Genomic DNA, 25,969 nt, shown 5'->3' on the forward strand with positions numbered 1-25,969 from the left:
CCTCTAAATGACGCCCAGCGTCCGCAGTAAATACAGACCCAGTGCTGTCGTGAAAAATGAGCCCAGCGTCGTGACGGCAATAATGTTGGCCGCCAGCGTGGCGTTCCCCCCCATCGCGCGGGTCATGACGTAACTGCCCGCCGCCGTCGGTGTACAGGAAAAGAGAAATATAACGCCGAGCGCAGCGTCGCGAAAGCCAAACAGCCATGCACCAAAGGTCATCAAAGCAGGCACAAATATCACACGCGAAGCAGAAGACCAGGCCGCCACGTTTGAACTGCGGAACATCGCTTTCCAGTCGAGGCTCGCTCCGGCACACAACATCGCCAGCGGCAGCGCCATCCCGGAAATAAAATCACCGGTGCTGGCAATCGTCGGCGGCATCGGTAAATGGCTGTAATGAAACGCCAGCCCGAGCACCAGCCCGATGATCAGAGGATTAGTCACAATGCCATGCAGGATAGGCTTAAGTCCGATACGTTTCCCCTGCCCGCCTTTCAGACTGCGGGTCAGCGTAATCACGGACAGTACGTTGAAGAGGATCACAGTCACCGCCAGATACATTGACCCCAGCGCAATACCCTCACTACCAAATGCCAGCGACGCATAGGCCAGTCCGGCGATACCGGTATTCGCGCGAAATCCGCCCTGCACAAAAATGCCACGCTCACGGGGATCTTTTACCAGCTTAATGGCCACCAGTTCCAGCAGCAGAAAGGTCACAACGGTGCCGAGGCCACCATAAATGGCGAGCGGCAAATTAGAACCGGAGGAGTCGTGCCCTTGCGCCACGCTAAAAAACAGCAGGCAAGGCAGCGCAATATTGAAAACCAGACGGCTGGCTTTCTCGTTAAAACTGTCGTCCATCAGGCCAGTGCGGCGTAAAAACATGCCCAACAGCAGGATCAATAAATTGGGAACCGTAACGCCAAACGCAAAACTCCAGGTCTGCCAGAACATCCAGCCAGCTCCTTGCGGGAAAATGAAGACAAAAAAATGGGGTACATTTTCATGCACCCCATTCGTTTAGGATTTGTTTTTCAGGTGCTGCATCAGACGTCGGCGCTTACGCTGCTGGTGCGGAGAAAGCGAGTTCTTCTTGCCTTCATACGGGTTCTCACCCTCTTTGAACTGAATGCGGATTGGCGTACCCATCACTTTCAGTGAACGACGGAAATAGTTCATCAGATAGCGTTTGTAAGAATCAGCCAGATCTTTCACCTGGTTACCGTGAATAACCACGATTGGCGGGTTATAACCCCCGGCATGAGCATATTTCAGCTTAACGCGACGACCGTTAACCAGCGGTGGCTGGTGATCGTCAGCGGCCATCTGCATGATACGGGTCAATAAGGAAGTGCTTACACGCGTGGTAGCGCAGGTATACGCTTCGTTCACTGATTCAAACAGGTTACCCACGCCGCTGCCGTGCAGGGCAGAGATGAAGTGGATGCGCGCGAAATCGACAAAGCCGAGGCGCAGTTCCAACTGGTCTTTCACCTGTGCACGCGCTTCTTCGTTCATGCCGTCCCATTTGTTAACGACAATCACCAGTGAGCGCCCGCTGTTGAGGATGAAGCCTAACAGCGAGAGATCCTGATCGGAAATGCCTTCACGGGCATCAATAACCAGCATCACCACATTGGCATCTTCAATCGCCTGCAAGGTTTTGATTACCGAGAATTTCTCTACGGTTTCAGTCACTTTACCGCGCTTACGCACACCGGCGGTATCAATAAGAACGTATTCACGTTCGTCACGTACCATCGGGATATAAATACTGTCACGCGTGGTGCCCGGCATGTCGTAAACCACGACACGCTCTTCGCCCAGAATACGGTTAGTCAGTGTGGACTTACCTACGTTCGGGCGCCCTACTATAGCCAGTTTGATTGGCAGCGACTGGGGATCGAAATCGTCTTCCACGTCTTCAGGAATTTCATCACCGGTGCCTTCCTGCTCAGCCCAGTAAGCGGCGTTAGCCTCTTCTTCAGTGAGTTCGACTTCTACCGGTTTTTCACCCACGAACGGGATCAGAACGTGTTCGATGAGCTGCGTGACGCCACGACCGTGCGAAGCGGCGATAGCATAAACTTCGCCTAAGCCCAGTGAGTAGAAATCACCGGTAGCGCTGTCCGGATCCAGACCGTCAGTTTTGTTCGCGACCAGGAAAGTGGCTTTTTCACGGCTGCGCAGATGCTGGGCAATGCCCTGATCGGCAGGCATCAGGCCCGCACGTGCATCTACCATGAACAGCACGATATCCGCTTCTTCGATTGCGAGCAGAGACTGCCCCGCCATCCGGGTTTCAACACCGTCTTCGGTACCGTCGATACCACCGGTATCCACGATGATGAATTCATTACCCTCAATTTCGGCACGACCATACTTGCGGTCACGCGTAAGACCCGGGAAATCCGCAACCAGCGCGTCACGCGTTTTGGTCAAGCGGTTAAATAAAGTGGATTTACCCACATTCGGGCGCCCTACAAGCGCAACGACAGGTATCATTTTGAAGCCTCAGTTTTTTTAATATGGTGCAAAACGCAAATAGCGGGCCTGCAGAATTTCAATACAAACCACTATAATTCAAATTGTTACAACGCAACCACTCAAAACCAGTTACGCAGATTTCAGAATACGAAACGGCCCCTGAGCAATTCAGGAGCCGTTTTAAAGCCCGGGATCAAATGATCTCAGAGCCTGACGCAGGTCGCGATATTAGCGGGTGAAGGAGTAAACTTCGCCACCTTTCGCCTGCACGACCAGCTTGTCACTGGCCACAATCGGTCCGCTCAGGAAGCCATCACTGTCGACTTTCTGCTGAGCCACAAAACGACCGTCTGTGGTGTTAATCCAGTGCAGATAACCTTCGGAATCACCGACCACAATATAACCATTATACAACACAGGGGCTGTCAGGTTACGGTGCAATAATTCACTCTGACGCCACACGCTGACACCGCCCTGGGTATCAAGCGCCATTACGCGGTCATCCTGGTCAACCATATAGATACGGCCACCATCTACGATGATGTCGTTGACTGAACCCACATCACGTTTCCACATAATCTGACCTGAACGAAGATCCATTGCCACCAGGCTGCCGTTATAGGCCAGTGCATACACCACGCCATCAACGATAACCGGTGTAGTATCCACATCGCTCAGACGGTCAATTTCAGTGGTACCGGTGGTCTGAGAAATACGTTGTTGCCAGATCAACTGACCTTCTTTCATCAGCACTGCGCTGACACGACCGTTATCGCCACCGACGATAGCCGCACCAAACGCCACGGCTGGAGCAGACTCACCACGCAGGGACAGCGTTGGCATGTCGAGGTTAGCCGTCCACTGGATTGTACCATCGGACTCGCTCAGCCCCTGCAACATACCGTTGCCGGTATGCACCAGAACCAGACCATCGCTGACCACCGGACGGGAAAGTGCTTCACCCGCAACTTTGGTCTGCCATGCCACGGTGCCATCAGAGGTGTTCAATGCGTAAACTACAGCTTTCTCGCTGCCGACATACACATGGCTACCGGAAACTGTCAGGCCGCCGGAAAGCTGTGCGGAAATATTTCGGGAGAGGAAACCGGTCTTTTCAGACAGGTTAACGTTCCATTTTTCTTTACCACTGTCGGCGTCGAGTGCTTTAACCACACCGAAACGATCAGCAGCATAGATGGTGCTGTCCTGCCAGGCCGGGCGCAGGTTGGAATAGAAGTCGCCTACGCCGTCACCCACGGATTTGCTCCAGACTTTAGTCGGAGTAAATTGATTCTCAACTTTTGGCAGCGGAGACATTTTTACGACGTCTTCTTCGCTGTTAAACAATGAACAGCCACTCAGCAGGGCAACTGAAACCCATCCTACCAAGAGTATTTTACGCAATTGCATCGGGGTTCCCCTTAGCTGGCTAAGTTGTTCAATTTCATACGCAGCACGGTTTGCAGCGTTTGAGAGGGTTTAGAATCGAGTCCTTTGCTGTAGGCTTCACGTGCGCCTTTTGCATCGCCTTTCGCAAGCAGAACATCACCACGGATGCCTTGCTGCATAGCCGCCCAGCCTTCACCCTTCACGCCATCTAACGTTTTGAGTGCATCATCAAATTTGCCTTGCTGCATCTGGATACGAGCCAGACGTAAATTCACCAGCGAGCGTAAATTATCTTCTTTAGCCTGACCTTGCGCCTGTACTAACTGCTTTTCAGCATTCGCGAAATCTTTGGTCTCAACGAAATGATCAGCCAGTTGCAGGGCAGCAAACACCCCGTAATTATTGTCATTGCTCTGAGCAAACTTCTCGAGACTGGCCACGCCCTGCGCAGTAATGCCCGTCATCGACTGATTCGCTTTCTGGAAAGACGCAGAAGCTTCCGTCAGGGCTGAGTCCTGGTGACTCTGCCAGAAACGCCAGCCGCCCAGGGCTGCAATACCCAGAACAACGCCGATGGCCAGCGCTTTACCATTTTCGGCAAAGAAGCGACGTACAGCATCAACCTGTTCATTCTCAGTGGTATAGACTTCCACAGTGTCCTTCTCCTTAACCCAACATCGAAGCCAGACGCGCGGCGATTTCGCTTTGCGCCAGCGTTTCTTGCGTTCCACTCTGCAGATCTTTTACCACAACCTGCTGATTAGCAACTTCATCTTCGCCTAATACCAGGGCAATGCGTGCACCCCATTTATCAGCACGGGCAAATTGCTTTTTGAAGTTACCACCACCGTAGTTAGTCATCACTTTCATTTCAGGCAATGCATCACGCAATTTTTCAGCCAGTTGCATGGCCGCGCTTTGCGTACCGGCACCGGAAGAAATCACGTAGGCGTCGACAGTTGCCGGTGCTTTGAAATCCGGGTTTACGGCCTGGACCAGTAATACCAGACGTTCAAGACCCATCGCAAAACCGACTGCAGGCGTTGTACGACCACCCAGTTGTTCGACCAGACCGTCGTAACGGCCACCGGCACACACTGTACCTTGTGAGCCTAAACTATGAGTTACCCATTCGAACACGGTGCGGTTGTAATAATCCAGACCGCGCACAAGTCGCTGATTAACCGTATATGGGATACCTGACTGCTCTAAAAGTTCACACAGACCTGCAAAGTGTTCTCTTGATTCTTCATCAAGATAATCACCGAGTTCCGGTGCATCATTTAATAACGCCTGAATATCCGGATTTTTAGAGTCCAGAACACGCAGCGGATTGCTGTACATACGACGTTTGCAGTCTTCATCCAGCTTTTCTTTGTGCTGCTCAAGGAAGGCCACCAGCGCATCACGATAGTTGGCGCGGGCTTCCAGTGAACCGATAGAGTTCAGTTCCAGCGCGACGTGCTCGGAAATCCCCAGTGCACGCCACCAGCGGGCCGTCAGCAGAATTAATTCTGCATCAACGTCCGGGCCTTGCAGCCCAAAGACTTCGACACCCAGCTGATTAAACTGACGATAGCGACCTTTTTGCGGGCGCTCATAGCGGAACATCGGACCGATGTACCACAGACGCTGTTCCTGATTGTACAGCAGACCATGTTCAATACCGGCGCGCACGCAGCCCGCCGTACCTTCGGGACGCAGCGTCAGGCTTTCGCCGTTGCGGTCCTCAAAGGTATACATTTCTTTTTCAACGACATCGGTCACTTCGCCGATAGCGCGTTTAAACAATGGGGTCTGCTCTACAATCGGCATACGGATTTCACTGTAGCCGTAACTGCCGAGCACCTGTTTCAACGATCCTTCAATGCGTTGCCACAGTGCAGTGTCTTCTGGCAGGTAGTCGTTCATGCCGCGAATGGCCTGGATATTCTTTGCCACGTCAGTTCTCTATCGTTTTATAAAAAATGAACCCGATTATAGGGGCTTTGTGGGCTGTGGTTCAACGCACAGTCTCAATCACCCCAGTCGGGTTCAATATAATAATGCAGATGTACGGTGACACCCGCAACCGATGTTACTTTTCAAGATGATTGATAACGATACGTTTACTCTCATCCATCAGCGCCGCTTTGGCGCGAATTTTGGCTTCTAACTGGTCGATCATGTCGTTGTTGTCAAAACGCTCTCTCTGACGAACACCGTCTTCATAGAAACCGCTTTTATTATGACCGCCGGTCACGCCCAAGGTGGAAACCAGTGCTTCGCCCGGACCGTTAACCACACAGCCGATGATCGAAACGTCCATCGGCGTGATGATATCTTCCAGACGTTGTTCTAACGCATTCACGGTGCCGATGACATCAAACTCCTGACGCGAACAAGTCGGACAGGCAATAAAGTTGATACCACGGGAACGGATACGCAGTGATTTGAGGATATCGAAACCGACTTTGACTTCTTCAATCGGATCAGCCGCCAGTGAAATGCGCAGCGTGTCGCCGATGCCTTCTGAAAGCAGCAGCCCTAACCCGATGGCCGATTTAACGGAACCTGCACGCAGGCCACCCGCTTCGGTGATCCCCAGATGCAACGGCTGAACAATTTGTTTGGCCAGCAAACGGTATGACTCAACGGCCAGGAACACGTCAGACGCTTTTACGCTGACTTTAAACTGGTCAAAGTTGAGACGGTCAAGAATATCGACATGGCGCATCGCTGATTCCAGCAACGCCTGCGGCGTAGGTTCGCCGTACTTTTCCTGGATATCTTTCTCCAGAGAACCGCCGTTCACACCGATACGGATAGGAATATTTTTGTCGCGTGCGCAATCCACCACAGAGCGGATGCGGGATTCGTTACCGATGTTACCCGGGTTAATACGCAGGCAATCTACGCCGTATTCTGCAACCTGCAGGGCGATGCGGTAATCGAAATGAATATCAGCGACCAGCGGGACGTTAACCTGCTGTTTGATAAGTTTGAATGCTTCAGCAGCATCCATCGTGGGCACAGAAACGCGAACAATATCGACACCGACGCGTTCCAGTGATTTGATCTGTGCGACTGTTGCCGCGACATCTGTGGTGCGGGTGTTGGTCATCGATTGCACTGCAATCGGTGCTCCGTCACCTACAGGCACCTTGCCGACATAAATCCGGGTTGATTTGCGACGGGTAATGGGTGCTTGGTTATGCATTACTTCACTCTCCATCGTTGCAATCGTCTGACAAACTGCCGATTACTCGGCAGCTAAGGTCAGGCGCGCAACACGGCTTGATTTTACAAAACGACTTAAATCAACCGGCTTGCCCTGGAACTGGATATCTACCGCACCCGGCGCACCGATTTTCAGTTTATACGGCGCAGTGCCCTTCACGCTGAAGGTTTCACCGCCTTTCTTCATGCCGCTGAACAGGGTTTTACCTGACGCGTCATCAATCTGGAACCAGCAATCAGCTTTAAAGGTAAAAGTGACCGCTTGTGGATCCGCACCCGCCGCCGCAGCAGTTTGTGCATCACCGGTTGGCAGACCGTTTTCAGCGGTGGCTGGCTGGCTGGTAGAAACGGCAGCAGGTGCCTGTTCTGTTGGCGCAGCCGTCGTCGCTGGCGCACTGTTGGCTGTCGCCGCCGGTGCTGTGTTCAATGGAATGCTATTCTGAGCTTGCGGTGCGTTTGCAGCAGTCGCTGGTGCAGAAGAAGTATCGTCAGTGGTCGGTGCAGAATTCGCATTATCGCCCAGAGGAATAGTCTGCCCCTGGCCGTTATCCTGATTCAGCTGTGCCGATGACTGATCGGCCATGGTGGCGATTTCCTGCTGCTGTGCCTGATGATTTTGCCACCACCATGCACCGGTCAGACCAATCACGACAAACACCACCAGCCAGGTAAAGCCCATCAGCCAGCCATCGCGTTTTTTGCGAGACTTACCGAGAGAGAACCCTTGCATTGATGCCACTTTAGGCACTTTGATCGGCGCTTGTTTACCGATCAGACCTAATAATTCTTCTTCCGGTACATGAACCAGCTTGGCATAAGAACGGAGATAACCACGCAGGAAAGTCGGCGCAAGATCGGCCGGCGTCGTTTCTTCTTCGATTTGGCGAATAGTTGAGACTTTCAGACACAGGCGTTCTGCAACGGCCTGATGACTAAGACCTAACTGTTCACGAGCCTGACGCAGACGTTCGCCTGTGGTCAGTTTTGCATTATTTTCTTGAGGGGCTTCAGTATTCATTGGCTAAGAACTGCTGGTACTGTTTAGATTGTGGGTAACTACGCGCAAGTTGCTTACCGTAGCGTTGAACGCTATCCGGGTTGCCCGCTAACGCAGCGAATCGAATTTGCAACATGATGCTGTCAGCAGTGGCTGGCAGAACATGTTGATATACATCCAGTAATAGTTTCGCCTGAGCGCGGTTCCCTTCCCCAAATTCTTTGGTTGCCTCAGTCAGCAAGGGTGCGCCTTTATCGGGATCAACTTTTAATGCCCGGGTTAGTAACACTCGCGCTTCCTCATTCTGATTGGCCTTCAGAAAACAGTAGCCTGCATTTTCCAGACTGTCAGCAACCTGACCGTAATCAGGCGCATTAGCTGCTGCGCTAAACTGCTGTTGTGCGGGTACATACTGCCCTAAACTACACAAAAACGCACCGTAATTATTTAAGACAGTCCCATTTTGCGGCGCCAGCTTCAGCGCTTGCTGATAGCGGCTTTCTGCGGCTTTCTGATTGCCGTTTTTTTGCTCGTAAAGCGCCATGCCCAGTTGCGTCCGGTAATCCTGCGGTGCACCGTCAACGGCTTTCTGCAAATTCTGTTTTGCCGCATCCATATTCCCCTGATTCAGGTACGCCATACCCAACTCAAGGCGCGTTTGTGCTGCGCCACTGGCTGGTTGCGACTCTTTGGGTGAACTGGAACAGCCTGCCAGCAACGCCACGGACATGCCTGCTGCAATCAACATTTTCACACTGCCCTTCATTGTCATGCTTAATTCCCTTTACCCTGCCAGCGACAATAAAACAGCGGGCTTCACCGCAACACTATGGCGAAGCCCGTTAGGATCAGACGGCTTTAACGGAAATCTGTTGCTCGCCTGCCATTTTTTTCTTCAGCGTACGTTTGGTACGGTCGATAACATCACCGGCCAGCTGACCACATGCGGCATCAATATCATCACCACGGGTTTTACGCACGATAACCGTAAAGCCATAATCCATCAGGACTTTAGAGAAACGGTCGATACGGCTGTTTGAGCTGCGGCCATACGGCGCCCCCGGGAACGGGTTCCATGGGATCAGGTTAATCTTGCAAGGCGTATTTTTCAAACGCTCCGCCAGTTCGTGCGCATGCTCGGTGCCATCGTTGATGTGATCCAGCATAACGTACTCGATGGTGACGCGCCCCTGATTGGCGTTGGATTTGCCAATGTAGCGTTCAACCGCGGCCAGGAACGTATCGATATTGTATTTGCGGTTAATCGGCACGATTTCGTCACGAATGGTGTCGTTAGGTGCATGCAGGGAAATCGCCAGTGCGACGTCAATCATATCCCCCAGTTTATCCAGCGCAGGCACAACGCCTGATGTGGAAAGCGTCACACGACGTTTTGACAGACCAAAACCGAAATCGTCGAGCATGATTTCCATCGCCGGAACCACGTTATTGAGGTTCAGCAACGGCTCGCCCATGCCCATCATCACCACGTTGGTGATAGGACGCGTACCCGCTACTTTCGCAGCGCCAATAATTTTTGCCGCACGCCACACCTGACCGATGATTTCGGACACGCGTAAGTTACGGTTAAAGCCCTGTTGCGCCGTGGAACAGAAAGTACATTCAAGCGCACAGCCTACCTGAGAAGAAACGCAAAGCGTCGCACGGTCGCCGTCTGGGATATACACGGTTTCGACCAGCTGACCACCTACCTGAATGGCCCATTTGATGGTGCCGTCAGTGGAACGTTGTTCTGAAGCGACTTCCGGTGCACGAATTTCGGCAACGCGGGCCAGCTTTTCACGCAGCACTTTGTTGATATCGGTCATTTGCTCGAAATCATCGCTGCAATAATGGTACATCCACTTCATGACCTGATCAGCACGGAACGGTTTTTCGCCCATGTTGATGAAGAACTCGCGCATTTGTTTGCGGTTAAGGTCAAGAAGGTTAATTTTTGCGGCAGCAGGCGCGACAACGGCGACGGCTTCAGCGGAAGCTTGGGTAGTCTCAGACAAGGTTTGCTCGGGCGTGTTGAATTCTGACATGAAAAAATGGCCTCGTTATTACACGTTATGGCGTATTGGAAGTGCAGAGCTGGCTGTTTTTTGTAAACAGTACAAACAGATGGCCTGCAAATAAATTGCGCCCCGAAGAGGCTGGCTCATTCGGGGCGCAACATTGTACAAATTTTAGGGCACGGTTGCCATGTTTGGAAGTTGACTGTTACAAAATTCTTACGAATTTGCGGCACATCTTCCAGCAAAGCTTACCCAAAAATCTTAACGCGGGCAGATTTCGCTTTCGGTGAAGAAGTAAGCGATTTCGCGTTGTGCAGATTCTACAGCGTCAGAACCGTGAACAGCGTTAGCAGTGAAGCTGTCAGCGAAGTCTGCACGCAGGGTGCCTGCCAGAGCGTTGTCCGGGTTAGTTGCGCCCATGATGTCACGGTTACGCTGAACAGCGTTTTCACCTTCCAGAACCTGAACCATGATTGGGCCAGAGGTCATGAACTCAACCAGACCGTCGAAGAAAGGACGGCCTTTGTGTTCAGCGTAGAAGCCTTCAGCTTGTTCTTTAGTCAGTTTCAACATTTTAGACGCGATGATGGTGAAACCAGCGCGTTCGAAACGTGCGTAGATAGCACCGATGTCGTTGTTAGCTACGGAGTTTGGCTTGATGATGGAGAAAGTACGTTCGATAGTCATGAAAAAACCTCTGTCTGACTTTTATAGGTAGGGCCGGTTAATTTAATGTTATACCTGCCGTAAAATGGCGGTGATTATAGGGAGCGAAGTTAAGATTGCCTACCCGAATCACAACATTTAATTAAAAAAATGTGTGATTGATTCACTATCGAACCTAAACCGCCCATTCCCCTTAAACAAAACAGGGGCAAAATGGCGTTCTGCCCCGCTGTCTCCGCAGATTTATGCCTGACCGGAAGACGGAATAATGTTCCGCAACCAGCTTCCCCACTTGCGCTGATAGAACGGCTGGGTGTGACTTATCAGATAATGGCTGATACCGCGTTCCTTTTCAGAAACGATACAGAAATCTACCGGACGATCGTCAGGTGAGGTTTCGCTCGCCACATTCCCCGCTTCGCGGATCAACGCATCAATTTCCTGCTCATCGCCATCTGCCTCCACACCAATTAACAGATTCGGCTGGTCGTCCACCGCTTTATCATGGATCAGCGCCATAAAGGCACGGCGCACCGGCTTCTTCTGTGTGAACAGCGTGGTCAATGCGTCGATCATCGCAGAAGGATATTCCTCCGGCTGGCCGATGAGCAGCTGACTTTCTTTATCCAGCATCAGCTCCGACGGGGCATGCAGCCCGCCATTACTCAGCAAAAGTGTGACTTCGTTCGGGGTGAATTCCTTGCCGTATTCCGACTTCGGATTCAGAAATAATTCTTCCCCTTGTGTCATTTCAAATAACACGCGGGCAGGCAGCGCAACAAACGCCTGCTCATCCGGGCTTTCCCCGGCACTGGCTTTTTCCAGGACATCCACCGAAGAAAAGAAAGGAATGATTGAACTGCCATCCTGCTTTTCCCAGTGCAAAATATTCAGTTCACTGCCTGCGGTGATCGCCACACTGCCCTGCTTTTCAGCGTCATCCTGCCCCGCATCACCCAGTACAAAAACGGTGGATTCCAGCAAGGTTTGATAAAACGCAGGACGCCACGCAGGCGCGGTGACAGACAGGCGAAGCAGGCGCTCCAGCTCGTTTTCACCGTCGGTCGCCGCCGCGCCAGCAGGAAGATGATCGTGTGGGACACTCATGATTCTTGACTCCGGTAATGGTATAAAACGGGGCGCCGTTAAGCGCCCCGTTGTGTTTCATGCGTTGATTTCTGAAACTTACTTCGCTTTGGCTAACAACAAGTTGGCGACGGTACGCACACCCAGCCCTGTTGCACCCGCAGACCACTGATCCGCTGCGTTTTTGCGATAAGTGGCAGAGCAGTCGATGTGCAGCCAGCCTTTCTTATATTCAGTCACGAAATGAGACAGGAATGCCGCCGCCGTACTCGCACCCGCAGTGTGCGAAGGACCGGCAATGTTGTTTAGTTCTGCAAAGTTAGACGGCAGATGCGAACGGTGGAACTCTTCCAGCGGCAGACGCCAGAAAGGTTCGTTTTCGGCTTTTGCGCTTTCCAGCAATTGACCGGCCAGCGCATCGTCAAAGCTGAACAGCGCGTGGTAATCGTTGCCCAGTGCAGTTTTAGCCGCGCCGGTCAGCGTTGCCGCATCAATAATCAGTTCCGGGTTTTGTGCAGACGCGTCGATCAGGCCATCGGCCAGCACCAGACGGCCTTCGGCATCGGTATTCATTACTTCAACGGTTTTGCCATTTCGGTAGCGGATGATATCGCCGAGTTTCAGCGCATTGCCGCTGACCATGTTATCCGCGCAGCACAGGTAAAGTTTCACGCGCTTGTTCAGGCCGTTAGCCGCCGCCAGCGCCAGTGCGCCGGTCAGCGTCGCGGCGCCACCCATATCAGCTTTCATGGAATCCATAGAAGCGCTGGGTTTGAGGCTGTAGCCGCCGGTGTCAAAGGTAATACCTTTACCGACCAGACAGGCATAAACCGGTGCATCCGCATCGCCGCTCGGGTTGTAATCGAGTGCCAGCAATACCGGCGGACGGTCAGAACCACGGCCTACGGTGTGGATCCCCATGTAGCTTTGCTGACGCAGATCGTCACCTTTGGTGATGCGGTAGCTGACTTTTTCGTTGCCGAATTCACACATCAGATCAACGGCGCGGGTGGCCAGCTGTTCTGGTGACAAATCTTCCGCCGGGGTATTGATAGTGTTACGCACCCAGTCGATGATTTTCAGGCGTTGTTTCAGAGTGTTGGCGTCATCTTCAGACAATTCAGCCCAGTCAACATTGCGTGTGCCTTTCGGACCACGGAAGCCCTGCCAGAATGCCCAACTGTTTTCGAGATCCCAGCCTTCACCTGCCAGTTTGACGTTTTTCACGCCCTGACCGTCGATGCGGCGTGCCGCGCGGGAGATAGCCGTCAGCGCGTCGCCATCTTTCAGGTGAATGGTCATACCGGCGGAATCCGTGCTCAGTGTTGCCTTTTCGCCCCAGCGTGCATCAGCTGGCTCAGAGGAAAGGAAGACGGACATCGCTTCATTGGTCGTTACTTCGGAACTCATAACAGGACTCCTGATTGTTTTTATCTTCAATGAATATTCATTATCAATGACAGGCAAATCACCCTTTCAGCGGGTGGCACTTCATTTCGTATAAACCGGGGGCAATTCACGCAGGCGGCGGACTGATTTCACCACCAGCGCAATCGCATAATCAATTTCTTCTTCCGTGGTCCAGCGTCCGAGAGAAAAACGGATAGAGCCGTGTGCCAGCTCTTCGCTTAATCCCAGCGCACGCAGCACATAAGAAGGTTCAAGGCTGGCGGAAGTACAGGCGGAGCCGGACGACACAGCCAGATCCTTGAGCGCCATAATCAGGGATTCCCCTTCAACATCGGCAAAACTGACGTTGAGAATATTTGGCGCGGCATGTTTCGGCGTGCCGTTGAGAAAGGCCTGATCAAGCTCCTGAATGCCTTTCCACAAGCGGTCGCGCAGTGCGCTCAGACGCCCTGCTTCGGCGGTCATTTCTTCTTTAGCAATGCGATACGCTTCGCCCATTCCGACAATCTGATGCACCGGCAACGTCCCGGAACGCATACCGCGCTCATGCCCGCCGCCGTGGATTTGCGCGTCAATCCGCACTTTCGGTTTGCGGCTGACGTACAGCGCGCCAATGCCTTTCGGTCCGTAAATTTTATGCGCGGAAAATGACATCAGATCGACCTTCAGCGCGCTGACATCAATCGCAATCTTACCCACACTCTGGGTCGCATCCACATGGAATAAAATACCGCGACTGCGGCACAGTTCGCCAATTGTCGCAATATCCTGCACCACGCCGGTTTCATTATTTACCTGCATGATTGACACCAGAATGGTGTCCGGGCGCAGCGCCGCTTCAATCATAGCAGGAGGAATAATACCGTCAGCCTGCGGCGCTAAATAAGTGACGTCGAAGCCTTCTGTTTCCAGCTGAGCACAGGTGTCTAACACCGCTTTGTGCTCCGTCTGGCTGGTGATGATGTGTCTGCCTTTCTCACGCTGCGCATGTGCGGCACCTTTAATCGCCAGATTGTCGGATTCTGTCGCACCCGATGTGAAAACAATTTCACGCGGGTCTGCATTAATCAGCTCAGCAATCTGGTTTCGGGCGACATCCACAGCCTCTTCGGCCTGCCAGCCAAAGCGGTGAGAGCGGGAAGCCGGGTTACCGAAAGTACCGTCGAGTGTTAAACACTGCATCATCATCTTCGCCACACGCGGGTCAACCGGCGTGGTGGCAGAATAATCGAGATAAATAGGCAATTTCATGGCAGGTAAGCTCCGGACTGCGCGTTCGGCTTCGAACGAAAGAATGAAAAAAAACGACATCCAGTTTAAAACGGGTTCGCAGATTCTTAAAAGGGAAATGACACTTTGCGGGCACTAATCGGTAAGAATTGACGTCTGAAAAGCAAAAGCCCGCGGAAATCTGCATTTCCGCGGGCTTTTTAAATCGGTTATCAATGCAGATTAAGCCATTACGCTCTTAAGTTAACATTGATAGTTTCTATCTGGCGTCCGTTAGGCTGACGACGAACTTCACCGTTCTGACGGTCGGCTACTTCCAGGATTTCCTGGTTGTTGACCAGCTCCGCCAGTGTAATGTTGTTCAGGAAGCCGCTGATGCGCTCGCTCAGATCACGCCATAAGGTGTGAGTCAGGCAGCGTTCGCCATTCTGGCAGCCTTCTTTACCCTGGCAACGGGTGGCATCGACAGATTCGTCAACGGCGGTGATCACAGCACCTACCGCGATATCGCCAGCATCTTTACCTAACAAATAACCACCGCCCGGACCACGAACACTGGCAACCAGACCATTTTTGCGTAAGCGCGAGAAAAGCTGCTCCAGGTAAGAAAGGGAAATACCCTGACGCTCAGAAATGTCAGCCAGTGGTACTGGTCCTTCCTGTGAATGCAGTGCAACATCGAGCATAGCGGTCACGGCATAACGGCCTTTGGATGTCAGTCTCATAGCATGGTTACCTGTTTAAAATGACTTAAAAATTCAATAGTGCGGAACATGCAAACGAGTCTGCCATTCCCGAGTAAAACAGTCAACTATTTAACCTAGTGTTTTACTCAAGTATTACAAACCCGGCATTCCCGCACTCTTTTCGTCATTCAATAAAAATTCGTAACCATTTGATTAAAAGAATGAAACAAGTTCCTTATAATCAAGAACTGACGCTTATTCTTTGTTGCTATGAGTCTTTTCGATCGACGTCAGGATGCCACGCAGGATGTTTAATTCCTGGGATTCAGGCCTCGCACGGGTAAACAGACGACGTAATTTGCTCATCACCTGGCCCGGATGGGCCTGACGAATAAAGCCGGTTTCCAGCAAGGTTTTTTCCAGATGCTGATAAAACCGCTCGAGGTCATCGACCAGCGGGTACGGCGTTTCTTCGTATTCGATTTGCGGTTTTGCCGCTTCCAGCAACGCCAGATGCGCGACGCGCACTTCATACGCAATAATCTGCACGGCCATCGCCAGATTCAGCGAGCTGTATTCCGGATTTGCCGGGATACACACGTGGTAGTTACATTTTTGCAGTTCTTCGTTGGTCAGCCCGACGCGTTCACGACCAAACACCAGTGCGACCGGCGCGGTTTGTGCGGCTTTCGCGCTGTGCTCGCCACATTCACGTGGTTCAAGCATCGGCCACGGCAGCGTGCGGGAACGCGCACTGGTGCCGATCACCAGACTACAACCCGCCAGCGCTTCGTCGAGGGTATCAACAATCGTCGCATTACCGATGACATCACTGGCACCGGCAGACAAAGAGATAGCCTGAGAGTCAGGTTTTACCAGCGGATTCACCAGATAAAGACTGGATAAACCCATAGTTTTCATGGCACGGGCGGTTGAGCCCATATTGCCAGTGTGGGAGGTTTCTACTAATACAATGCGGATATTGGGCAGCATAGGGACTCTTAGCCAGACGGAAAATCACAACAGCCTAACACAACGGTAGTTAATTTTCAGATCCCCTGCTATACTGCGCGCCGTTTCCCGTATTCCCGTTCTTTAACATCCTAGTTGGAAGATATCCATGCATCCGATGCTCACCATCGCCGTGCGCGCTGCGCGCAAGGCCGGTAACCTGATTGCCAAACATTACGAAACGCCAGACTCTGTAGAATCTACACAAAAAGGTACCAACGATTTTGTTACCAACGTAGACCGCGATGCAGAACACATGATTATCGATGTCATTCGCAAATCCTATCCAAAACACACCATCATCAGTGAAGAGTGTGGCGAGCTGGAAGGCGAAGACAAAGACGTACAATGGATTATCGACCCGCTGGATGGCACCACCAACTTCGTTAAACGCTTCCCACATTTCGCTGTTTCTATCGCCGTGCGCATCAAAGGCCGCACTGAAGTTGCGGTAGTATATGACCCAATGCGTAACGAACTGTTCACCGCGACCCGCGGTCAGGGCGCACAGCTGAACGGTTATCGTCTGCGCGGTACTAACGCTAAAGATCTCGACGGCACTATTCTGGCGACCGGCTTCCCGTTCAAAGCAAAACAACACGCAACCAGCTACATGAATGTCGTTGGCAAACTGTTCACCGAATGTGCAGACTTCCGTCGCACCGGTTCTGCTGCGCTGGATCTGGCTTATGTGGCTGCTGGGCGCGTTGACGGTTTCTTCGAAATCGCCCTCAAGCCTTGGGATTTCGCCGGTGGCGAACTGCTGGTTCGTGAATCAGGTGGTGTTGTGACTGACTTTGTTGGCGGCCATAACCACTTCTCATCTGGCAACATCGTTGCAGGCAACCCACGCGTCGTTAAAGGTATTCTGATGACCATGCGTGATGAACTGAGCGAAGCGCTGAAGCGTTAATTCCGCCGGTTTCTGATACAAAGAAAAACGGACGTCCTTTCGGGCGTCCGTTTTTTATGCCTGTTTTCTCGCCCATGAAGGATATGCCTGGAAGTTATCCCCTGAAGGGCCCGCCGGTTATCGGCGAAACGTCTCCGCCGCCGGTACTGAAAAGCAAAATCCCCGCCACCAGCAGCACAATTCCGCCGGTCAGCGCCAGCAATGACCAGGTGATCCGCTGCCAGGCTGCAGGCGTACGGCTTGCACTCAGTTTCACCGCCAGCGCACGACTGTAAAACACCAGCACACCAATCAGCGAAACGGTCAGTGACGTGCCGATGGCCATTGTGATAGCGGAAATCACGCCCCAGCTGTAAACACCGATCACTTTGGAAAACAGCAACACCATGATCGCGCCGGAGCACGGGCGCAAGCCCATCGCCAGCACTATCGCTATCTGGGTGCGCAAATCCCCACCCGCCTGAAGCTGCTGATCGCTCGGCACATGCTGATGCCCGCAGCCGCAATGTTCATCGTGGACATGCACCTCACTGCCCAGCGGCGAGAGGCTGTGGATCTTCATGGCCTGTGCCGGACGCAAACTATTGATCGTCTGCCACACCCTTTTTAGTGCTCGCCAGCACAGCAGCAGCCCGAGCAATATCACCAGAGTGAAGCTGCCGCGCTCCATCCAGAAACTGCTCTGATGCAGCTGACGCGAAGAGAGTTGCAGAACGCCAAGCACCACGCTGACCAGCAATATTGCCACCAGCCCCTGAACAATCGCCGACGCAAACGTCAGTTTAAGGCTGCTTTTCAGCCGCGAAGGATGTGTCGCCAGATAAGTAGTAATGACGATTTTCCCATGTCCCGGCCCGATGGCGTGGATCACGCCGTAAATCAGACTGAAACCGGCCAGCGTCATCCCTGCCTGCATCGGATTTTCTTTCACCTGGCGCAGCAGCCCGGCCAGTTCCTGATGCAATTCACGCTGCCAGATAATGCTGCTGAGTAAAATTCGCGGCCAGTAATGGATGAGGAGAAAAACGCCGCCCGCCAGCAGCAAAAAAAATACCGCCAGCGGCCAGAGGTCGCGCCAGGAAAGCGTTTTCGACGGTGTGGAGATTAATGACATTCCAGCGTGACCTTCTGAGCAAATTGCTGACCAAGATCCATGTCTTCCGGCGGCGCATCGGCCTTATCGAGAGACAGCGCGTAGTTTTGCAGCGAGGCATCAGGTTTCGGCGTAAACAACGCCAGCGTGCAGCGTTTTTCCAGCTCCGGCGGCAGATGCAGTGCGGTTTTATCCTTATACGTCATGTCGACAAAATACGAAGGATCGAAGGTAGAGAATTCCATCGGTTTGCCGGTCAGCGTCTGCGGCTTCGCCAGCGGCAACACGAATTCCAGCACGGCCTGATCACCTTTACGGGACAGCTGATATTCGCTGGGTAAATCGAGATATTTCACCGGTTTCCCTTCACGGTAAAAATCAGTGAAGTAATGCTGACTAAGCACCCGCGCCATCACTTCGGCTGCCAGTTTCTTCCAGATATCAGAACCGGGTTTGGCATTTTGCGCGTCGTAGAGCAAATCGGCGGAGGTAATTTCGTCCATCGTCCAGACCATTTTCAGCCCGGTCAGCGAAGTTTCATTCGCCACCAGCGTAGTCTGCATATCGATGAAACTGTGCGGGTGCGCCATGACCGTGGCGGGCAGGCAAAAAAGCGCTAATCCCAGCCACTTTGCATGACGGTTTGCATAACGAAAAAGAGGCCGGTTCCTGTTCGGGTTCAAAGTCACATCCCTATAAAGTGCCATGATATTGTTACTAAGTAACACTATTTTGCTGTGCAATTAAGCAGTCGTCAAAAATATCTGTGATCTGAGTTGTAAGCCGGAGTAAAACCCAATCCTGCGGCCTTAATGCGGGCATCCGCTTTGCTATGCTTGACTAATAATTTCAGGCGATATCTTTTCGGTAGGTGATATGAATCCAGAAAAACAGCCCTCCCCTGCGCTTTCCGCTACGCAACGCCGTTGTCACGTGTTGCTGATGCTGTACGCGCCGCTGACGGCAGTTCAGCTGGAGATCATCAGTGAAATAAACGGTGTCGGATTAACCACTACCTGGGAAGATCTGGCAGAGGTCACCTGTGAAATTCAGCGCATTCATCGTCTGGATGTTTTGCAGTACAGCGAAAAAGAGTGCCGGATTCAGGGCGACAGCCTCGCCCAGCGCCTGTGCTTATTCCAGGGTTTACGCCGTACGTTGCGCATTTCGCCGGATTTCGTCTCCCGCCACTTTATCCCCTGGCTGCATATCGCATTTGAAGGCCAGACCTGCCCGAAGTCAGCACTGCGCACCGATATTCTGGGCATGATCCTGGAAGATTGCGGCACGCTCTTACCCAAACCCCTCAGCGGGCATGACCGCCAGTTGATGCTGATCTGCCTTCAGTACTGTCTGTGGCAAAACAACGACCAGACAGGATTACGCTTCACCGAGCAACAGCGCCGCTGGTTGCGTGAAAAGCCGGAATATGCTGCCGCGCGTGAACTGTTTATCCAGTTGCAGGAACTCAGCAACGGCCTGCTGGATGACTGCGAATGTGAGTTTTTCACTCTGATGTTGCGGATGCTGAAAAATCACAGTTATCAGAGTTCCGGTTCGACGGAAGATCAGCGTCTGTTATTAGAAATTGAAAATATGGTGGCGCGTTTTCAGGACATCGCCGGGATGAAATTCAGCAGCTACGAGGGTCTGGTCGGGCAGCTTTTCGCCCATCTGGGTCCGGCAATTGAACGCTGTCATTTCGGGATAGGTATCGACAATCTGATGCAGGAAGAAGTGAACCGTATGTATCCGCGGCTGGTACGCACTACCCGCGAGGCGTTAGCAGGGTTCGAGCACGAATATCTGATAAGTCTTTCGGAAGATGAAATCGGGCTGGTGGCGATTACTTTCGGTGCCTGGCTGATGCAAGGTAACGCCTTGCAGGAAAAGCAGATTTTGCTGCTGACGCATGATAATCCTGCGCTGGAAGATGCGGTCGAGCAGCAAATCCGTGAGGCGACACTGCTGCCGCTGAACATCAAATATCAGACGCTGGCGGATTTCTATAAGTTCGGTGCGCCGAGCGGCGTGGCGATGATTGTTACGCCTTACGCTACCCGCAGCACCGATGCCGATCCGCTGGTGATCCACACCCAACTGCCGCTGGCGAAAGAGCAGCGAAAACGTATCCGATCGCTGCTCGAAGCGCCCTAGCGGGCTGTCACCTCCGGCGCTGACGGCGTGACCTGCGGACGCAGGAAAATCGCCGGTACCGCCAGCAGCGCCATCACCCAGAACAAGCCTGCGTGCAGATGTTCGAACAGGAAGCCGGACACCATCGTCATCACCGCCACACCGCCACCCATTGCCAGCGCGGAATACACCGATTGCAGACGGATAACCTGATCACGCGGACGCGCCGCAATAAACCGCATCCCCGCCAGATGGCAAACCGTGAACGTGCCGCAGTGCAAAATCTGAATCACAATCAGCCATGGCAATGCGGTAAACGCGCCCATCATTCCCCAGCGCACCACGCCACAGAACGCGGAAAGCAGCAGCAGATCGCGAGCGGACCAGCGGCTGAACAGCTGTTTACTGAAGGTAAACACCAGCACTTCCGCCACCACACCCAGCGACCACAAATAGCCGATGGTCGTGGAAGAATAGCCGACATCCTGCCAGTAAATTGCGCTGAAGCCGTAATACGCGGCGTGTGCTCCCTGCAATAACGTCACGCATAACAGAAAACGCCAGACCGGTTTTTCGCCGAGCAAGGCTTTCCACGTAATACCCGGCGCACCGCTTTCGCGCGGCTCGCCCGCCGGTTTTACACTCGGACGCAGCAGCATTCCGAGCAGCATTGCCGCCACGCCGGCGGTCAGCGTGTAGAGGATTGCGTTATGCCCGTAAACTTCGACCAGTTTGCCGGTGACCGCCGAGCCAATCACAAAGGCAATCGAACCCCAGACGCGCACTTTGCCGTAATCCATGTTGATCTGGCGTTGCAGCGTACCGGCAAGCGCATCGGTCAGCGGCACCAGCGGGCCGAAGAACAAGCTGAAACCGGCAATGTTAATCATCAGCCAGGCCCAGCCGTTACCGAACCAGAATCCGACGGCGAACGCCAGCGTGAGCAACGCGAGGATGCGTAATCCGGTGATGAGATACGACGGGTCTTTGATGGAGGGGGAAATGATTAACGTGCCGAGAAAGCGGGCGACTAAACCGGCGCCGAGCAACAGGCCGATACTTTCGGAGGAAATGCCTTCGCCTTTAAGCCATAAGCCCCAGAAGGGAAGAAAAATACCGTAACTAAAAAAATAGGTGAAATAACTGAGTGCAAGCCAGCGCGTGGAACGCAATTCCATAAATCCTCCGGTGTGAGGCCAATACTTTGACAAAGCTCACAATCGCTAGCAATCCGCAGACGTTTTCATACTCCAGTAATGTCTGCCAGCTCACAAATTCTGATACATGCCCATAAAAAAACCCGCCGGAGCGGGTTTTAGCAGCTTTACGGCTTCGCAAATATTACGCGTAAACCGGGAAGCGTGCACAGATGTCGAGAACTTTCTGTTTCACGCGTTCGATAGTCGCTTCGTCGTTCACGTTGTCCAGCACGTCACAGATCCAGCCAGCCAGTTCACGCGCTTCAGCTTCTTTAAAGCCACGACGGGTGATAGCCGGAGTACCAATACGCACGCCGGAAGTGACGAACGGGCTCTTCGGATCGTTAGGCACGCTGTTCTTGTTCACAGTGATGTTAGCGCGACCCAGTGCAGCATCGGCTTCTTTACCGGTCAGGTTTTTATCAACCAGATCCATCAGGAACAGGTGGTTGTGCGTACCGCCGGAAACCACTTTGTAGCCACGTTCCAGAACCACAGCCACCATTGCCTGGGCATTTTTAGCCACTTGCTGCTGGTAGGTTTTGAACTCAGGTTCCATCGCTTCTTTCAGTGCTACCGCTTTACCGGCAATCACGTGCATCAGCGGGCCGCCCTGTCCACCAGGGAAGACTGCGGAGTTCAGTTTTTTGTAGAACTCTTCGTCACCGCCTTTCGCCAGAATCAGCCCCCCGCGCGGGCCAGCCAGAGTTTTGTGCGTAGTAGTGGTCACGATGTGTGCGTGCGGAACCGGGTTCGGGTAAACGCCCGCAGCAATCAGACCGGCAACGTGTGCCATGTCGACGAAGAAGTAAGCACCAACGCTGTCAGCGATTTCACGCATTTTTGCCCAGTCAACGATACCGGAGAATGCGGAGAAGCCGCCGATGATCATTTTAGGTTTGTGCGTTTCGGCCTGACGTTTCACGTCTTCGTAATCGATATCGCCGCTTTCGTCGATGCCGTAAGGCACCACGTTGTACAGTTTACCGGACAGGTTAACCGGCGAACCGTGAGTCAGGTGACCACCGTGGCCGAGGTTCATCCCCAGAATGGTGTCGCCCGGTTGCAGCAGTGCGGTATACACCGCGAAGTTTGCCTGTGAGCCGGAGTGTGGCTGAACGTTAGCGAAATCTGCACCGAACAATTCTTTTGCACGGTCAATAGCCAGTTGTTCAACGATGTCGACGTACTCACAACCACCGTAATAACGTTTGCCCGGATAACCTTCGGCATATTTGTTGGTCAGCTGCGAACCCTGAGCCTGCATAACACGCGGGCTGGTATAGTTTTCTGACGCAATCAGCTCGATATGTTCTTCCTGGCGAACAACTTCTTTTTCCATTGCTGCCCACAGCTCAGCATCATAATCGGCAATGTTCATTTCACGCTTTAACATCCGCATCTCCTGACTCAACAAACTAAAAATAAACGCCCCTTCCGGGTTCTGCGCAACAGTGTAAATGTTTAAGCGCCCTTCGGATAGGGTCAGTTTGAGGTTTTTAGGCAAACGATTGGCTCCAGATACAGCAAGGCTTTGATCTGCGAACCTCTGCCCTTAATCAAGAGATAAATATTCAACTGAACATGTACAAATTTCAGCTTTGTGACTCAGCCCCCATCGCATTCATCACCTCACTCCTCACAGAAAAAGCCCTTACCCCTTTAGTGGGTGTTTACAGAAATTGGGGTTTTATATAAGATGCATTTAAAATACATGTTTAATAAAATCTGCAAAGACACGGAGTTCACTATGCTTGATTCAGCCACTATCGCCACCGTTAAATCCACCATTCCTTTGCTCGCCGCGACCGGTCCGAAACTGACCGCACACTTCTATGACCGCATGTTCGAACACAATCCTGAACTGAAAGACATTTTCAATATGAGCAATCAGCGCAATGGCGATCAGCGTCAGGCGCTGTTCGATGCCATCTGCGCCTATGCGGCAAATATTGAAAATCTCGCGGCGCTGCTGCCAGCCGTGGAACGCATCGCTCAAAAACACACCAGCTTTACCATCAGACCTGAGCAATACGATATTGTTGGCGAACATCTGCTGGCGACACTGGATGAAATGTTCAGTCCGGGTCAGGAAGTGCTGGATGCGTGGGGCAAAGCCTACGGCGTGCTGGCGGGGGTATTTATCAACCGTGAAGCCGAAATTTATCAGGACAGCGCAGAAAAAACCGGCGGCTGGCGTGGTACACGTGAATTCCGCATTGCTGAAAAACAACGGCAAAGTGAACTGATCACCTCTTTCTTGCTGGAACCTGTCGACGGATTGCCGGTGGCAGATTTCCAGCCGGGGCAATATCTGGCGGTGTATATCCGCGATGCATCGCTGGAAAATCAGGAAATCCGTCAGTATTCCCTGACGCAGGCACCGAACGGAAAAACTTACCGCATCGCGGTAAAACGCGAAGGCCAGGGCGCGGTGTCCAATTTCCTGCATAATTTTGCTCAGCCTGGCGACATTGTTCATCTTGCTGCGCCTCACGGCGATTTCTTTATGAACATCAGCAAGACCACGCCAGTGGCGCTGATTTCCGCCGGTGTCGGTCAGACACCGATGTTAGGCATGCTCAATACGCTGGCAGAACGCGGACATCATGCACAGGTTCAGTGGCTGCACGCGGCTGAAAACGGTGCGGTGCATGCGTTTGCCGGCGAAGTGAAAAGCGCGCAGGCACGCCTGCCGCAGCTGGAAAGCCATGTCTGGTATAACCAGCCGCAGGCAAATGATTTGCCGGGAGAGGATTTCCAGTATCAGGGGCTGATGGATCTGAGCAAAGTCAGCGAACAACTGAATAATCCTGAAATGCATTTCTATCTGTGTGGCCCGGTCGGTTTTATGCAGTTTGCCGCAAAACAGCTGCTGGCGATGGACGTCAGCGAAGCGAACATTCACTACGAATGCTTCGGCCCGCATAAAGTGATTTAATCCCCGCCCGAAAAGAAGAAAAGAAAAAGGCTGACACAGAATGTCAGCCTTGTTTATTGCTGCGTCATTAAGAGTTAATGACGGCGGCGACGAACAAAGAACAGCGCAATCAGCAGGATAACAATCAGCCCGGCGATGCCCATTCCCCAGTGCGCCAGCTCCAGCAACGGCGAAGGTTTACCGCCTGCGCGCAGTTCTTTCACCCGCTGCGGCGTCACACTCGCCTGATCGTTACCGAACTGCTTCAGCAGCTGATTACTCAGCGTGGCCACCTGCGTATCCGACAGCAAATGGTCAAACGCCGGCATCGCTACATCTTTGCTTTCCGCACCGCGCTGCACGCCATGCAAAATCGCCATCACCAGATTGTCACTGTTCAGATGTCCCAGCGCGGTGTTGTTGATAAGCGATGGCAAACCGCCGTCCTTGCTGCCACGCCCGTCGGGCTGATGGCAGCTGGCGCAATATCCGTCATACACCTGCCAGCCGGTCATCTTGTCGGCATCGGCCGGACGCGGAACGCCGCGCAGCGTATCAACATAATTCGCCGGTGATCCGAACTGATCGGCCGCTTTCGCCTGCCCTTCCTGACTGACCGGCGTGGTTTGTTTCAGCCACACGGCAATCGCCTGCAAATCACTGTCGCTCAGATGGCTGAGACTGTGATCGATGGCTTCCGCCATCGGACCCGCCGCCTGCGCTTTGCCCGGCGCATGGCCGGTTTTCAGGTAACCCGCGATTTCGTCAGTGGTCCAGTTACCAATCCCGCTGACCGCATCCGACGTAATGTTCGGTGCAAACCAGGTGCCCAGACTGCTACCGCCCAGGGCTTTATCGCCCTGCTCGGCCATCAGCGCATTACGCGGCGTATGGCAGGTACTGCAGTGTGCCAGTGCTTCGCCAAGATACGCGCCACGGTTAACCTGATCGCTTTTCGACGGGTCGGCTTTAAACGCGCCTTTCTCCAGGAACAGCAAATTCCAGCCCGCCATCGACAAACGCACGTTGAACGGGAACGGCAGCGCGGTCGGCGTTGAAGGCATATCGACGGGTTGGACGCCCTGCATGAAATAGGCGTACAGCGCTTTCATATCGTCATCGCTGATTTTGGCATATGACGTATAAGGCATTGCCGGGTAAAGATTCGCACCGTCGCCGCGCACGCCGTCACGCACTGCGTGTTCAAACTGTTCCAGCGTATAATTGCCAATACCGTCTTTTTTCGACGGCGTGATATTGCTCGAGTAAATGGTGCCCAGCGGCGTTGCCAGCCCGAGGCCACCGGCGAAAGGCTTGCCACCTTCGGTGGAATGGCAGGCCACGCAGTCTCCGGCTACCGCGACGTATTCGCCTTTTTTAATCAGCGCATCCTGTTCCGGCGATAAAGCAGCGTACGCTGTGCCCGCAGTCAGGCTCAGGCCAAAGGCCAGCAACGCGCCCGTCAGACGTTTTTGAGATAAACGATTCAGAGTCATTTCA

23 protein-coding genes are annotated in these 25,969 nt (G+C 52.9%); 3 read left to right on the forward strand and 20 right to left on the reverse strand.

The features are described 5' to 3' along the window. Nucleotides 1-3: 3 nt before the first annotated feature. The 15 genes from J1784_RS03760 to trmJ form a co-directional block, all read right to left on the reverse strand. On the reverse strand, nucleotides 4-960 hold the full coding sequence (locus tag J1784_RS03760; RefSeq protein WP_217148089.1) for an AEC family transporter: 957 nt from the start codon (nucleotides 958-960) through the stop codon (nucleotides 4-6). A 66-nt stretch (nucleotides 961-1,026) separates the two neighbouring features. Continuing rightward, nucleotides 1,027-2,511 carry a ribosome biogenesis GTPase Der gene (der, locus tag J1784_RS03765; RefSeq protein ID WP_217148090.1) on the reverse strand — a complete coding sequence of 495 codons (1,485 nt, stop codon included), beginning with the start codon at nucleotides 2,509-2,511 and terminating at the stop codon, nucleotides 1,027-1,029. Nucleotides 2,512-2,721: 210 nt separating this feature from the next. Beyond that, nucleotides 2,722-3,903 carry an outer membrane protein assembly factor BamB gene (gene bamB, locus J1784_RS03770; RefSeq protein WP_217148091.1) on the reverse strand — a complete coding sequence of 394 codons (1,182 nt, stop codon included), beginning with the start codon at nucleotides 3,901-3,903 and terminating at the stop codon, nucleotides 2,722-2,724. Between the two features lie 11 nt (nucleotides 3,904-3,914). Continuing rightward, nucleotides 3,915-4,535: a YfgM family protein gene (locus J1784_RS03775; RefSeq protein ID WP_217148092.1), complete on the reverse strand. Its 621-nt coding sequence runs from the start codon at nucleotides 4,533-4,535 to the stop codon at nucleotides 3,915-3,917. Nucleotides 4,536-4,548: 13 nt separating this feature from the next. Continuing rightward, complete coding sequence (gene hisS / locus J1784_RS03780) at nucleotides 4,549-5,823, reverse strand: histidine--tRNA ligase (protein WP_217148093.1); 1,275 nt, start codon at nucleotides 5,821-5,823, stop codon at nucleotides 4,549-4,551. Between the two features lie 136 nt (nucleotides 5,824-5,959). Then, a complete protein-coding gene (gene ispG, locus J1784_RS03785) occupies nucleotides 5,960-7,081 on the reverse strand; it encodes a flavodoxin-dependent (E)-4-hydroxy-3-methylbut-2-enyl-diphosphate synthase (RefSeq protein ID WP_120507312.1) in 1,122 nt (373 codons plus the stop codon). A gap of 42 nt (nucleotides 7,082-7,123) precedes the next feature. Beyond that, a complete protein-coding gene (rodZ, locus tag J1784_RS03790) occupies nucleotides 7,124-8,119 on the reverse strand; it encodes a cytoskeleton protein RodZ (RefSeq protein ID WP_217148094.1) in 996 nt (331 codons plus the stop codon). Next, complete coding sequence (gene pilW, locus J1784_RS03795) at nucleotides 8,109-8,846, reverse strand: type IV pilus biogenesis/stability protein PilW (protein WP_217148131.1); 738 nt, start codon at nucleotides 8,844-8,846, stop codon at nucleotides 8,109-8,111. The genes rodZ and pilW overlap by 11 nt, the downstream gene beginning before the upstream one ends. A gap of 100 nt (nucleotides 8,847-8,946) precedes the next feature. After that, nucleotides 8,947-10,146 (reverse strand): dual-specificity RNA methyltransferase RlmN, encoded by a 1,200-nt coding sequence (rlmN, locus tag J1784_RS03800; protein WP_255563945.1) that lies wholly within the window; start codon nucleotides 10,144-10,146, stop codon nucleotides 8,947-8,949. A gap of 234 nt (nucleotides 10,147-10,380) precedes the next feature. Beyond that, nucleotides 10,381-10,806: a nucleoside-diphosphate kinase gene (gene ndk, locus J1784_RS03805; protein ID WP_013574367.1), complete on the reverse strand. Its 426-nt coding sequence runs from the start codon at nucleotides 10,804-10,806 to the stop codon at nucleotides 10,381-10,383. A gap of 222 nt (nucleotides 10,807-11,028) precedes the next feature. Next, the gene (gene sseB / locus J1784_RS03810; RefSeq protein ID WP_217148095.1) at nucleotides 11,029-11,892 is read right to left on the reverse strand and encodes an enhanced serine sensitivity protein SseB; all 864 of its coding nucleotides are present in this window, start codon (nucleotides 11,890-11,892) and stop codon (nucleotides 11,029-11,031) included. Nucleotides 11,893-11,970: 78 nt separating this feature from the next. Next, on the reverse strand, nucleotides 11,971-13,281 hold the full coding sequence (gene pepB, locus J1784_RS03815) for an aminopeptidase PepB (RefSeq protein ID WP_217148096.1): 1,311 nt from the start codon (nucleotides 13,279-13,281) through the stop codon (nucleotides 11,971-11,973). Nucleotides 13,282-13,362: 81 nt separating this feature from the next. Further along, nucleotides 13,363-14,532, reverse strand: coding sequence for an IscS subfamily cysteine desulfurase (locus tag J1784_RS03820; protein ID WP_217148097.1), 1,170 nt, complete (start codon nucleotides 14,530-14,532; stop codon nucleotides 13,363-13,365). A 209-nt stretch (nucleotides 14,533-14,741) separates the two neighbouring features. Further along, on the reverse strand, nucleotides 14,742-15,236 hold the full coding sequence (gene iscR / locus J1784_RS03825; RefSeq protein ID WP_120507317.1) for a Fe-S cluster assembly transcriptional regulator IscR: 495 nt from the start codon (nucleotides 15,234-15,236) through the stop codon (nucleotides 14,742-14,744). A 216-nt stretch (nucleotides 15,237-15,452) separates the two neighbouring features. After that, nucleotides 15,453-16,190: a tRNA (cytosine(32)/uridine(32)-2'-O)-methyltransferase TrmJ gene (trmJ, locus tag J1784_RS03830; protein ID WP_013574362.1), complete on the reverse strand. Its 738-nt coding sequence runs from the start codon at nucleotides 16,188-16,190 to the stop codon at nucleotides 15,453-15,455. Between the two features lie 127 nt (nucleotides 16,191-16,317). Here trmJ and suhB point away from each other — a divergent pair, with 127 nt between their 5' ends. Next, entirely contained in the window at nucleotides 16,318-17,121 is an 804-nt protein-coding gene (suhB, locus tag J1784_RS03835) for an inositol-1-monophosphatase (protein WP_112288934.1), read from the forward strand. A gap of 94 nt (nucleotides 17,122-17,215) precedes the next feature. Here the strand turns inward: suhB and J1784_RS03840 are convergent, their stop codons facing one another. Together J1784_RS03840 and J1784_RS03845 are read right to left on the reverse strand one after the other, a co-directional pair. After that, nucleotides 17,216-18,235: a nickel/cobalt transporter gene (locus tag J1784_RS03840; protein ID WP_217148098.1), complete on the reverse strand. Its 1,020-nt coding sequence runs from the start codon at nucleotides 18,233-18,235 to the stop codon at nucleotides 17,216-17,218. Further along, entirely contained in the window at nucleotides 18,226-18,804 is a 579-nt protein-coding gene (locus J1784_RS03845) for a DUF1007 family protein (RefSeq protein WP_238485378.1), read from the reverse strand. Before J1784_RS03845 ends, J1784_RS03840 begins: the two co-directional genes overlap by 10 nt. Before the next feature lie 286 nt (nucleotides 18,805-19,090). Here J1784_RS03845 and csiE point away from each other — a divergent pair, with 286 nt between their 5' ends. Beyond that, complete coding sequence (csiE, locus tag J1784_RS03850) at nucleotides 19,091-20,371, forward strand: stationary phase inducible protein CsiE (RefSeq protein WP_217148100.1); 1,281 nt, start codon at nucleotides 19,091-19,093, stop codon at nucleotides 20,369-20,371. Here csiE and J1784_RS03855 read toward each other — a convergent pair. After that, complete coding sequence (locus J1784_RS03855) at nucleotides 20,368-21,528, reverse strand: 3-phenylpropionate MFS transporter (RefSeq protein WP_217148101.1); 1,161 nt, start codon at nucleotides 21,526-21,528, stop codon at nucleotides 20,368-20,370. The genes csiE and J1784_RS03855 overlap by 4 nt on opposite strands. 163 nt (nucleotides 21,529-21,691) lie before the next feature. Further along, nucleotides 21,692-22,945, reverse strand: a complete 1,254-nt coding sequence (glyA, locus tag J1784_RS03860; RefSeq protein ID WP_217148102.1) for a serine hydroxymethyltransferase — start codon at nucleotides 22,943-22,945, stop codon at nucleotides 21,692-21,694. Between the two features lie 354 nt (nucleotides 22,946-23,299). Between glyA and hmpA the strand changes: the two genes are divergently transcribed. After that, nucleotides 23,300-24,490, forward strand: coding sequence for an NO-inducible flavohemoprotein (gene hmpA / locus J1784_RS03865; protein ID WP_217148103.1), 1,191 nt, complete (start codon nucleotides 23,300-23,302; stop codon nucleotides 24,488-24,490). A gap of 74 nt (nucleotides 24,491-24,564) precedes the next feature. Here hmpA and J1784_RS03870 read toward each other — a convergent pair whose 3' ends face one another. After that, on the reverse strand, nucleotides 24,565-25,965 hold the full coding sequence (locus tag J1784_RS03870) for a c-type cytochrome (RefSeq protein WP_217148104.1): 1,401 nt from the start codon (nucleotides 25,963-25,965) through the stop codon (nucleotides 24,565-24,567). Nucleotides 25,966-25,969 lie beyond the last annotated feature (4 nt).

The organism is Rahnella ecdela (assembly GCF_019049625.1).
In the GTDB taxonomy this organism is placed as follows: domain Bacteria; phylum Pseudomonadota; class Gammaproteobacteria; order Enterobacterales; family Enterobacteriaceae; genus Rahnella; species Rahnella ecdela.